The following is a 10,904-nucleotide window of genomic DNA, read 5'->3' as shown; positions in this document are numbered from 1 at the left end:
GGTTCGGCCAATCGTGATCCGGCGGTGTTCGAGGACGGTGACAGTTTCCGTATCGAGCGTGCCGACCGGTCCGGGCTGGCCAGTTTCGGGGCGGGTGTGCATTTCTGCTTGGGGGCGCACCTGGCTCGTGTGGAAGCGACCGTGGCGCTGACGGAGTTCGCGTCGCGTGTGCGGTCCTATGACGTCCTCGATTCCGGTGTCGCCCGGGTTCATTCGTCCAATGTGCGTGGCTTCGCGCACCTACCCATCACCGTGGAGACCCGATGAGCCGTCCATCCGACCGGATCCGTATGCCGGGATCGCCGCGCAGGCCCGTGTGGAGCCGGTCATGAGAATCCGCGCCGATCTCGATCTGTGCCAAGGGCACGCGGTCTGCCAAGCCGAGGCTCCCGAGGTGTTCACGGTGCCCAGACGCGGGCAGGTCGAGATCCTGCACGACGTACCGGACGCCGAACTCCGGCCCGCCGTGGCGGACGCGATCCGTTATTGCCCCACTCGAGCCCTGTCGATCGCCGACGAAGGCGCGACCGACTCCTCTCCGAAAGGTACCGACTGATGCCAGCTTTCGACCGCGCCGAGCTCGACGAGATGATTCAGCGCTGGATCGTGGAGAACCAGCGCTGCGAGGAGAAGGGGGACTGGAAGCCCCTGGCGCAGATGTACACCGAGGACGCCACCTACGGCTGGAACTACGGACCCACCCAGGAATTCATGGCCGTCGGACGCGACGAGATCCGCGAGCTGGCCCTCGGCCAGGAGATGGCCGGCCTGGAGGGCTGGACCTACCCCTACCAGGAATTCGTGGTCGACGACCGCACCGGCACCGTCATCGGGTTCTGGAAGCAGATCAGCGAGGCGACACGTCCGGATGGGCGCAACTACTCGCCCGAGGGCATCGGCGGTAGCTGGTTCCGATACGGCGGCGACTTCCAATGGTCCTGGCAGCGCGACTTCTTCGACTTCGGCAATGTCTCGGCGCTGTTCGTCGAGATGATCACCGACAAGGCGCTCACCCCGGGGATGCAGAAGCGCATCGAGCGCTCGGTTTCCGGCGCGCCGCTGCCCGGCTGGTATCGCGTCGGCGAATCGCCCGCCTCGCTGTGGTGACCGACATGGCCGGACCTCAGAGCCGTTTCGCCGACCTGGACCGCGACACCCTGGCCGCGCTGCTGCCCGAACTGCTGCTGTGCGGGCACCTCATCGACCGCTCCGGCATGGCGCACTCGATCGCCGCGTTCGGCCGCGAGGGCATGACCGAGGTCGCCATCGAGGAGTGGCAGGTGGCCAGCCCGGTCTACACCCGGCGCATGCAGCGGGCGCTCGGCTTCGCGGGTGACGGCGTGGAGACCATCTTCAAGGGACTGCAACTGGACATCGGCGCTCCACCGCAGTTCATGGACTTCCGTTTCCGGGTCGACGACCACCACCACGGCGAGTTCTGGCTCGACCACTGCGGTGCGCTCGCCGACGTGGAACCGATGGGCGAGGACTTCGTCGTGTCGATGTGCCACGACATCGAGGACCCGACCTTCGACGCGACCGCGCTGGCCACCAATCCGCACGCCCAGGTCCGGCCGATCCACCGCCCGCCCCGCCGTCCGGCCGATCGCAAGCCGGTGTGCGCGTGGACGGTCGTGATCGACCCCGCGCACGTACCGCCGCCGGTGCCTGCCAACGCCGACCTGGTCGCCGGGTCGGTGGCGGCCGGACTGGATCTGGCCGCGATCGACCCCGCCGACGAAGGGCGGCCGGACTACTCCGGCCCCTTGCTCAGCGATGTGCGTTTCGCGGATTTCTCCCGCTCCGCGCTGGTTCGGCTCGCCGACGAGGTATGTCTGCAACATCACCTGCTCACCCTGGGTTTCCTGATCGCGGTGCGCGCTCGGGTGGACGCCGACGCGGCGCTGGAGATCGGACGTAAACAGTTCGCGGGCATCGCCGGGCTCACCAGTGAACGCCTGCGCGATTGTCTCGGCCTCGGTGACGACGCCGCCGCGCTGGCGACGGTGCTGCGATTGCACCCCGCTCTGAATCCCTTGCCGTACACCGGAATCGAGATCGTGCCCGCCGGCGACACGGTCACGGTGACGTTCCCGGCCGCCAGTGGCGCGCACACCGACGGCACGTGGCCTTCGATGCTCGACCCCGAGCACCTGCAGCCGCTGAACGCCCTGGTCCGCGGCGTGAACCCGCGTTTCTCCGCCGAGGTCCTCACCGCGGGCGAGGACGGCTGGCATGCCGCGATCACGCTCGGCGACACACCGTTCCGGGAGGCGACGGAGGTCGCGCTGACCCGGTTCAGCACCGGCGCGGCCTTCACCTTCACCGACCGGGGGATACCCCTTCCGCTCACCGTCGTCTGACCGCACCACCCAGAGATGGAACGACATGGCCAACAACTTCGCCGACCTCTTCGAGCACTCCGTGGACGCCATGCCCGAGCGGGTGGCTCTCATCCAGTCCGGCCGTCGCGTGACCTACCGCGAACTCGACATCCGCGCCAATCGGCTCGCGCACCATCTGGCGAGCATCGGCGTGGGCGCGGGAACGCACGTGGGTTTCCAGATGCACAACAGCATCGAGACGATGGAGACGCTGATCGCGTGCTTCAAGCTCGCCGCCGTCCCGATCAACATCAATTACCGGTACGGCGTCGCCGAACTGGCCTACGTCTACGAGAACGCGGATCTCGAAGTGCTCGTGTACCACTCCTGTTACGGCGCCGCCGTCCGGGAGGCCGGGGAGCGAACGCCCGGTTTGCGGCACATGATTCGCGTCGCCGACGAATTCTCGCCGGACATCGACGATGTAGCGACGTCGTACGAGTCGGCCGTCGCCGCCGGAGCGACGGACCGTCCGGTGGTCGAACGCAGCGCCGACGACCTGTTCATGATGTACACCGGCGGGACGACCGGCATGCCGAAAGGCGTCATGTGGCGGCAGGAGGACATGTGGCGCGTCCTCGGCGGAGGCATCGACTTCTACACCGGTGAACCGGTCGCCGACGAGTTCCAGCAGTCCCGCACCGGCGCCCGGATCGATCCGAGTGCATGGCTGGTGCTGCCGCCGCTGATCCACGCCGCCGCCATGATGCCCACCTTCACCGCGCTGTGGTCGGGCAACACCGTGATCTTCGAGTCCCGCTTCGACGCCGGACGCGTCTGGCGGACCGTCGCCGAGCAACGCCCGCAGGTCATGGTGATCACCGGCGACGCCATGGCCAGGCCGCTGATCGAGGCGTATCGGAGCGAACCGGTGGACGCCTCGTCGCTGCTGGCCATCGCCTCCGGCGCCGCGCTGCTGTCGCAACCGGTGAAGAACACGCTGCTGGAGATGTTCTCGTGGGCGTTGGTCTCGGACTCCATCGGATCATCGGAGACCGGGTTCGGCGGTATCGGGTTCGCCCAGAAGGACGACGATCCGGCGCGCGGCCCCCGCGTGCAGACCGGCCGCGGTGCGGTGGTCGTGGACGACGACGGCCGCCCCGTCGCGCCCGGTTCGGAAGGCTGGCTGGCCAAGACCGGCAACGTGCCGATCGGTTACTACAAGGACCCCGACAAGACCGAGAAGCTGTTCAAGTCCGTCGACGGCGTGCGCATGGTCGTCACCGACGACCGGGCCCGCGCCGAGACCGACGGGTCGATCACGCTGATCGGCCGCGGCAACATGGTGATCAACACCGGCGGCGAGAAGGTGTTCGTCGAAGAGGTCGAAAGCGTGGTGAAGACCCACGCCGCGATCTTCGACGCGGTGGTGATCGGCGTGCCGCACGAGCGCTGGGGGCATCAGGTCGCCGCGGTGGTGTCGCTGTCCGGGCCGGTCGAATTCACCGACCTGCACGCGCACGTGCGCAAATTCCTGGCCGGATACAAAGTGCCCAAACAGGTCTGGGTCGCCGACACCATCGTGCGCGCTCCGAGCGGCAAACCCGACTACCGGTGGGCCAAGCAGTACGTGGCCGGGCGAGGGCCCGACCACAAGGGGGACTGACATGATCCGGGTGATCCAATGGGCGACCGGCGGGGTCGGGCGGGCCGCCATCGAGGGCATTCTCGACCATCCCGAGCTGGAACTGGCCGGAGCCTGGGTGCACAGCGCGGACAAGGACGGCATGGACCTGGGCGAGCTGGTCGGCCGCCCGCCGGTCGGGGTGCGCGCGACCAGCGATGCCGACCGCTTGCTCGCCACGCAGGCCGACTGCGTGCTCTACAGCCCGTTCATGGCCGACGCCGCGACGGTGCGCGCGATCCTGCGGTCCGGCAAGAACGTCGTCACACCGCTGGGCTGGTTCCATCCGCGCCGCGCGGAGCGGGAACGGTACGACGAGCTGTGCCGAGCCGCCGGAGTCACGCTGCACGGGACCGGAATACATCCCGGCGGCATCACCGAGAAGATCCCGCTGGTGGTGTCGGCGCTCTCGGGGGCGATCACCGCGGTGCGCGCCGAAGAGTTCTCCGACATCCGCACCTATGGCGCGCCCGAAGTGGTCCGGGACTGGATGCTGTTCGGCGCCACGCCGGAGCAGGCCGCGACCAGCGTCATGGCGAACGTGCTCGCGGGCGGCTACAGCCAGTCGGTGTGGATGATCGCCGAAGCGCTGGGCATCGCGCTCGACGAGCGGTTGCGGGTGACGCACGACATGGCGGTGGCCACCGCGCCGATCGATTCGCCCATCGGCCCGATCGCGCCCGGGCGCGTCGCCGCGCAGCGCTTCCGCTGGGAAGGGACCGTTCGCGGTACTCCGGTGATCACGGCCGCGGTGAACTGGTTCATGGGCACCGAGAACCTCGACCCGCCCTGGACCTTCGGACCCATGGGAGAGCGATACGAGGTCGAGATCGTCGGCGATCCCGGCGCGACGGTGACCTTCACCGGTATGCACGCGCACAGCGCCGCCGCGGGTCTGGTGCGCAACCCCGGCATCGTCGCCACGGCCATGCACTGCGTGAACTCGATCCCCTACGTCGTCGCCGCCGAGCCGGGTGTGCGCACGTATCTCGAATTGCCGCTGGTCGCTGGTCGCGCCGCCGCATGGCTGCGCGACGGTGACGCGGCCTGCGCGTCGGCCGCCGAGGCCGATCCCGACGCCGCGCGGCGCACTTCGCCGCGCTGACCGGCTCGCACGTTTCATCTAGGAGGTAGCAATGGCAGCTCCGGCATTTCCGGTCGGATTCGATTTCACCGACCCGGCGCTGTGGGAGAACCGAAGTCCGGTAGCGGAATTCGCTCAGCTACGCCGGACCGCCCCGGTGTGGTGGAACGCGCAATCCGACGAGACGTCCGGTGGCTTCCACGACGGCGGCTACTGGGTGGTCAGCAAGCTCGCCGACATCAAGGAGATCTCCAAGCACCCGGAGCTGTTCTCCTCGGAGCGGAAAGGGGCCATCATCCGCCTGCCCGGCGACATCACGCCGGAACAGATGGCGCTCACCGGCGCTCTGCTGGTGAACATGGACCCGCCCAAGCACTCCAAGATCCGGCGGATCATATCCAAGGGCTTCACGCCGCGGGCGGTGGAGAACCTGCGCGCCGCGCTCGCCGAGCGCGCCGAGCGGATCGTGCACGAGGCCAGGAAGTCCGGCGGCGGCGACTTCGTCGAGCAGGTCGCCTGTGAACTGCCGTTGCAGGCCATCGCCGAGCTGATCGGCGTGCCGCAGGAGGATCGGAAGAAGATCTTCGACTGGTCGAACCAGATGCTCAACTACGACGACCCCGAGTACGGCGATCCCGCGATGGCCTCGGCCGAAATCCTCGGTTACGCCTGGAATATGGCCGAGCAGCGCCGTGCCTGCCCGGTGGGCGACATCGTGAGCGAGCTGGTGCACGCCGACGTCGACGGCGAGGCGCTCGGCTCCGACGAGTTCGGTTTCTTCGTCATCCTGCTCGCCGTGGCAGGCAACGAGACCACCCGCAATGCCATCACGCACGGAATGAAGGCGTTCGTCGATCACCCGGAACAGTGGGAGACCTACCGGCAGCAGCGTCCACGTACCGCGCCCGACGAGATCGTGCGATGGGCCACTCCGGTGACCGCCTTCCAGCGCACCGCGACGGAGGACCTGGAACTCGGCGGGCAGCGGATCCGGCAGGGTCAGCGGCTCGGATTGTTCTACAGCTCGGCGAATTTCGACGAGGAGGGCTTCGAGAATCCGTTCACGTTCGATGTCCTGCGCAATCCGAATCCGCACGTGGGTTTCGGCGGCACCGGCACGCACTACTGCGTCGGCGCGAACCTGGCCCGGCTGGAGATCGATCTGATGTTCAACGCCATCGCCGACGCGATGCCCGGCCTGCGGCAGGTGTCCGATCCGGTGCGGCTGCGGTCCGGGTGGATCAACGGCATCAAGAGCTGGCGGGTGCGCTACGAGTAGCTGCCGGACGCGGGCTCCCCGTCACCCGACGGGGAGCTCTCGCGTGCCCGGCCACGTCGTCAGCTGTCGTCGTCCTTGCGGCGCCTGCGGTAACGGACGGTGCAGGGCTGCGCGAGCTGCACGACCATCTTGGAGTGGTCGTTGCGGTAGCTGTCCGACGGCTGGACCATCTCGAACTCCCAGTCCCGCAACAGCAGCGAGAAGATCGCCTTCAGCTGCATCAACGCGAACGCCGCGCCGACGCAGCGGTGGCGGCCCGCGCCGAACGGAATCCAGGTCCAGCGATTGACGAGGTCGGCTTGGTTGGGATCGATATAGCGTCCGGGATCGAAAGCGTCCGGGTCCGGGAAGTCCTCCGGGATCCGGTTCGAGATCGCGGGAGTGGCGGCGACGTGATCGCCGGGCTCGATCCGATGACCGCAGACGTCGAATTCGCCGCGCGCCACCCGCATCAGGATGATCAGCGGTGGATGCAGGCGCAGCGTCTCCTTGAGCACGGATTCCAGCATCGGGATCTGGCGCAGCGCGCCGAAACTGATGTCCGAGCCGTCGGCGTAGAGCTCGTCGAGTTCGGTGACGACCCGGTCGAGCATTTCGGGGTGGCGCAGCAGTTCGATGATCGTCCAGGCCGCCGTGCCGGAGGTGGTGTGATGGCCCGCGAACATCATGGAGATGAAGATGCCGGTGATCTCGCTGGCGCTGAAGCGCGGTTCGCCGTTGTCGCCCGGGATCGAGATGAGCACATCGAGCATGTCCCGGTCGTCCTTGCCGGTTGGCGGGTCGGCGGCCCTGCGGTCCATGATCCCCTGGACCAGTTCGACCAGCTCGGCCCGCGCCTGATCGCGACGGCGGAAACTCTCGATCGGGGCGTAGGGGTCGACGTAGGCCAGCGCGTCGGTGCCGCGTTCCAGGTCGTGGTAGAGGTGCGCGAAGCGGTCGTCGAGGTCGTTGCGGAACTTCAGGCCGATCAGGCAGGCCGAGGAGGTGTAGATGGTCAGCTCGGCGAAGAAGTCGAGCAGGTCGATCTCGCCCTCGTCACCCCAGCGCGCCAGCATCCGCTCCACCTCACGGGCGATGGTGGCGGCGTGCCCGCGCATGTGTTCGGCGCGCAGCGCCTGGTTGTGCAGCATCTCCTTGCGGCGTTCCGGGCTGGCGTCGAAGACGACGCCCTCGCCGAAGATCGGCTTCATGAAGGGGTAGGCGGCGGCCTGGTCGAGGTCGTCGTCGCCGGAGCGGAAGAAGAACTCGTTGGCCTCCGCGCCCGACAGCAGGATGACCTGGCGCCCGGCCAGGTCGAACGAGCCGACGTCGCCGCACTCCGCGCGGACCCGGCGCATCAGCCCGATCGGGTCGACGCGGAACTCCTCCAGATGACCGTGCTCGTGGTCGCCTCCGGATACCCGACGTGGTTTCACCAGAGTCATTGGAAATCCTTCCCCGATAAGTGTCCAAGTTTTATGATGGACACGTGTCTGGACAGTACTACGGTTAGCGAGCGTCCGGCAAGCCGCGGACCGCGACCGTAGTCGGATGCCAGGGCCGCGGGTGTGCCGCCGTCCGCGCACAGCCCGTGACGAGAAGTGATCGGTGGTTTCGAATGAGTTTCGGCAGCCAAACCGTGCTGGTGACGTGGCGGTTACTGCGGTTGAAAGTCGCCGGAGCGGCGTTGCTCCTGCTCATCGTCGCGGTGGTCGCGGTCGCCGCGTCGATGTACGCCGGACGTTTCCGCTCGACGGTGGCCGTCACCGTCGAGACGCCCCGCTCCGGTCTGGTGCTCGACAGCGATGCCAAGGTGCGGATGCGTGGGGTGGAACTCGGCAAGGTGAGCGCCGTCGAGTTCCGCGGCGACCGGGCGCGTCTGCGCCTCGAGCTGGATCCCGAACTGCTGCGGCTGGTGCCCGCCAACGCGACGGTGGACATCCGCTCGACCACCGTATTCGGGGCCAAGTACGTGAATTTCGTGGTGCCGAGCGCTCCTTCGCCGACGCCACTGCGCCCCGGCTCGACGATCCGCGCCGAATCCGTCACCGTCGAATACAACACGCTGTTCCAGCGTCTGAGTGATGTGCTGGCGAAAGTCGAACCGGGCGAACTGAACGCCACCCTCGCCGCCTTGGACACGGCGTTGCAGGGGCGTGGCGACCGGCTGGGCGATCTGCTCGCTCGTTCGGACGACTACCTGCGGCAGATCAACCCGAGCCTGCCCGCGCTGCGGCGGGACCTGTCCGCTGCGGGCCAGGTCACCGGGCTCTACGCCGATACCGCCCCCGACCTGTTGCGCACGGCCGCCGACGCCACCACGATCAGCGGCACGCTCGTTCAGGGTGCGGAAGACCTGGACGCCGTGCTGCTCAACCTCGTCGGGTTGGCCGACACCACCCGGACGGCGCTGACCGAGAACGAGCAAGGACTCACCGCTGTGCTCGCGACCCTGCGGCCGACCAGCTCACTGCTCGATACCTACTCGCCCGTGCTGTATTGCGTAGTCGTCGGCATCGCGAAAGCCCTTCCCGCGGCGGAGGCCATCGTCGGCGGATACAAACCCGGAGCCATCTTCAATGCCAGCTTCATGTACGGCGCTCAGCCCTACAAATATCCCGGCGACCTGCCGAAGGTGAACGCGACCGGCGGGCCGCGCTGTGCCGGGATCCTCGACCGGGTTCCCGACAGCCACGCCGACTATGTGGTCACGGATACCAACGAAGGCGCGCCGTTCACTCCTTCCATGGCCGTCGTGCCGAACGCGCCCAAGGTCTTCCAGATCCTCTTCGCCGGTATGCCCGGAGTGCCACGCTAGTCGGCGGCGGCCGCCTCAGCTAAGTCGAATTCGACCATACGAATTCGACTGTCGGAGGTGGGATGCCATCTCGTCCGCTGCGCTCGCCGGTCGCGCTGGCCGCGCTCGGTTTGCTGGCCGAGCATCCGCGTCACGTCTACGACATGCGCAAGGTGATGCGAGAACGCGGCTATGAGCAGGCACTCGGGTTGAAGAACGCGACGCTCTACGACGCGTTGCCCCGGCTGGCCGGTGCCGGTTTGATCGAACATGCCGGCACGGTGCGCGACAGCAGCCGCCCGGAGCGCGTGGTGTACCGGATTACCGACAGCGGTGTCGCTACGCTGCTGGACTGGCTGCGGGAATGGCTGGGCAGCGCCGACCACGACCACAACGCCTTCACCGTCGCGCTCGCATTCATGTTCGCGCTACCGAAGGACGAAGTCGCCGAGCTGGTTTCGCGCCGCGCGCAGCAGTTGGACGCGCAGTTGGCCGAGGTCGAAGCCGGGCTGGCCGCAGCGCCCGCCGTCCCGCCGATATTTCTGACCGACCACACCTACCGCCAGACGCTGCGGCGCGCCGAACGCGACTGGCTGCTCACCTTTGCCGATGACCTCCGCGGCGAGCGTCTGTCCTGGCCAGTCCCCGAGTAGGAGATTCTCGATGACCATCCACTCGATCCACGACGTCAACCGCTTGTTGGCACGGACCATCAACGTCGGTCTCGATTTCGGGGCCGAGGGCGAGACCGGGTGGACCACCGAGCTCACAGAGTTCGAACTCGATCTGTTCGTTGCCGCCGGATTCACCGCGGTGCGGATGGGCGCGTACTGGGCGGCGCACACCGGTCCCTGGCCGGAATTCCGGATCGACTCGAGCATCCTCGACCGAGTGGCGTTCCTGCTGGATCGAGCCACCGAGCGGGGACTTGCCGTGGTGCTCACCAACTTCCTGGACCCCGAACTGATCGCCGACCCGGCGGGTGGTCTACCCCGGTTGCTCGCGATCACCGGACAGGTGGCGGCTCGGTTCGCCGATCGGCCGGAAAGTGTGGTTCTGGAGCCGTTCACCGAGCCTCGCGACGCACTGGACCCGCTGTGGAACCGATATCTGCGCGAGTTGCTAGCCGTGGTTCGCGGCGTAGACCCCGATCGAGCCGTCATCGTCGGCCCCGGTGCGTACAACAACGTCCGGATGCTGCCGCAACTGTCGCTGCCCGCCGACGACCGCCGCATCATCGTGACACTGCATCAGTACTGGCCGATCACCTTCACCATGCAGGGCGAGGAATGGCTCGGTGTCGACACCCCCTTCGGCGATCCACGGTCGTGGCTCGGAACCACCTGGGAGGGTACCGAACAGCAGCGAGCCGAGCTCGCCGGCGCCTACGAGGTCGTCGCGAATTGGGCTGCGGCCCAGGACCGCCCGATTTTCATCGGCGAACTCGGCACCTCCGTCAACGCCGACACTCTCTCCAGGGCTCGCTGGACCGAGTTCAACCGGCGTCGAGCCGAGCACCACGAATTCTCCTGGGGCTACTGGTCCTTCGCCCCCTCCTTCGCTCTTTACGACACAAACACCGCAACGTGGAACACACCTATCCTCCAGGCGCTCATGGGCTGACCGATGTGTCGTAATAACCCGGAACAAGCCGCCAGTCGCGTGAAGAATGGTTCCGCCCCGCGGACGGCCATCTGCCTTCGACCATCCGCATCGCAGCCATCGACCAGTGGCTGTGCCAACGGGGCGAGGACCGG

Annotated in this window: 11 protein-coding genes; 10 read left to right on the top strand and 1 reads right to left on the bottom strand. The window is 67.5% G+C overall.

All coding sequences use genetic code 11. The features are described 5' to 3' along the window. The 7 genes from ABZ824_RS24840 to ABZ824_RS24810 form a co-directional block, all read left to right on the top strand. On the top strand, nt 1–267 hold a 267-nt coding region (locus ABZ824_RS24840; protein WP_356965576.1), incomplete at its 5' end, for a cytochrome P450. Nucleotides 268–328: 61 nt separating this feature from the next. Further along, complete coding sequence (locus ABZ824_RS24835) at nt 329–556, top strand: ferredoxin (protein ID WP_355080160.1); 228 nt, start codon at nt 329–331, stop codon at nt 554–556. After that, the gene (locus ABZ824_RS24830) at nt 556–1,107 is read left to right on the top strand and encodes a nuclear transport factor 2 family protein (RefSeq protein WP_355080159.1); all 552 of its coding nucleotides are present in this window, start codon (nt 556–558) and stop codon (nt 1,105–1,107) included. Before ABZ824_RS24835 ends, ABZ824_RS24830 begins: the two co-directional genes overlap by 1 nt. A gap of 5 nt (nt 1,108–1,112) precedes the next feature. Beyond that, a complete protein-coding gene (locus ABZ824_RS24825) occupies nt 1,113–2,363 on the top strand; it encodes a hypothetical protein (protein ID WP_356965575.1) in 1,251 nt (416 codons plus the stop codon). 25 nt (nt 2,364–2,388) lie between these two features. Continuing rightward, on the top strand, nt 2,389–3,990 hold the full coding sequence (locus ABZ824_RS24820; RefSeq protein WP_356965574.1) for an acyl-CoA synthetase: 1,602 nt from the start codon (nt 2,389–2,391) through the stop codon (nt 3,988–3,990). Nucleotide 3,991: 1 nt separating this feature from the next. After that, nucleotides 3,992–5,113, top strand: coding sequence for a dihydrodipicolinate reductase (locus ABZ824_RS24815; protein ID WP_356965573.1), 1,122 nt, complete (start codon nt 3,992–3,994; stop codon nt 5,111–5,113). Between the two features lie 31 nt (nt 5,114–5,144). After that, the gene (locus tag ABZ824_RS24810) at nt 5,145–6,371 is read left to right on the top strand and encodes a cytochrome P450 (RefSeq protein ID WP_356965572.1); all 1,227 of its coding nucleotides are present in this window, start codon (nt 5,145–5,147) and stop codon (nt 6,369–6,371) included. 59 nt (nt 6,372–6,430) lie between these two features. Here ABZ824_RS24810 and ABZ824_RS24805 read toward each other — a convergent pair whose 3' ends face one another. Then, entirely contained in the window at nt 6,431–7,795 is a 1,365-nt protein-coding gene (locus ABZ824_RS24805; RefSeq protein WP_356965571.1) for a cytochrome P450, read from the bottom strand. Nucleotides 7,796–7,968: 173 nt separating this feature from the next. On the opposite strand from ABZ824_RS24805, the gene ABZ824_RS24800 reads away from it, so the two are divergent. The 3 genes from ABZ824_RS24800 (at nt 7,969) to ABZ824_RS24790 (ending at nt 10,770) form a co-directional block, all read left to right on the top strand. Continuing rightward, nucleotides 7,969–9,168: an MCE family protein gene (locus ABZ824_RS24800; protein ID WP_356965570.1), complete on the top strand. Its 1,200-nt coding sequence runs from the start codon at nt 7,969–7,971 to the stop codon at nt 9,166–9,168. 62 nt (nt 9,169–9,230) lie between these two features. Beyond that, nucleotides 9,231–9,800 (top strand): PadR family transcriptional regulator, encoded by a 570-nt coding sequence (locus tag ABZ824_RS24795; RefSeq protein ID WP_356965569.1) that lies wholly within the window; start codon nt 9,231–9,233, stop codon nt 9,798–9,800. A gap of 10 nt (nt 9,801–9,810) precedes the next feature. Continuing rightward, on the top strand, nt 9,811–10,770 hold the full coding sequence (locus ABZ824_RS24790; protein WP_356965568.1) for a cellulase family glycosylhydrolase: 960 nt from the start codon (nt 9,811–9,813) through the stop codon (nt 10,768–10,770). The last annotated feature ends 134 nt before the right edge of the window (nt 10,771–10,904 follow it).

Source organism: Nocardia sp. NPDC047038 (assembly GCF_040644075.1).
Taxonomy (GTDB): Bacteria; Actinomycetota; Actinomycetes; order Mycobacteriales; family Mycobacteriaceae; genus Nocardia; species Nocardia sichangensis.
Note: the sequence above shows the minus strand (reverse complement) of the source record. Positions and strands in the feature narration are given on the sequence as shown.

Coding starts and splice junctions, on each gene's coding strand:
- ABZ824_RS24835 (WP_355080160.1), top strand. CDS start 329: ATGAGAATCCGCGCCGATCTCGATCTGTGCCAAGGGCACGCGGTCTGC.
- ABZ824_RS24830 (WP_355080159.1), top strand. CDS start 556: ATGCCAGCTTTCGACCGCGCCGAGCTCGACGAGATGATTCAGCGCTGG.
- ABZ824_RS24825 (WP_356965575.1), top strand. CDS start 1,113: ATGGCCGGACCTCAGAGCCGTTTCGCCGACCTGGACCGCGACACCCTG.
- ABZ824_RS24820 (WP_356965574.1), top strand. CDS start 2,389: ATGGCCAACAACTTCGCCGACCTCTTCGAGCACTCCGTGGACGCCATG.
- ABZ824_RS24815 (WP_356965573.1), top strand. CDS start 3,992: ATGATCCGGGTGATCCAATGGGCGACCGGCGGGGTCGGGCGGGCCGCC.
- ABZ824_RS24810 (WP_356965572.1), top strand. CDS start 5,145: ATGGCAGCTCCGGCATTTCCGGTCGGATTCGATTTCACCGACCCGGCG.
- ABZ824_RS24805 (WP_356965571.1), bottom strand. CDS start 7,795: ATGACTCTGGTGAAACCACGTCGGGTATCCGGAGGCGACCACGAGCAC.
- ABZ824_RS24800 (WP_356965570.1), top strand. CDS start 7,969: ATGAGTTTCGGCAGCCAAACCGTGCTGGTGACGTGGCGGTTACTGCGG.
- ABZ824_RS24795 (WP_356965569.1), top strand. CDS start 9,231: ATGCCATCTCGTCCGCTGCGCTCGCCGGTCGCGCTGGCCGCGCTCGGT.
- ABZ824_RS24790 (WP_356965568.1), top strand. CDS start 9,811: ATGACCATCCACTCGATCCACGACGTCAACCGCTTGTTGGCACGGACC.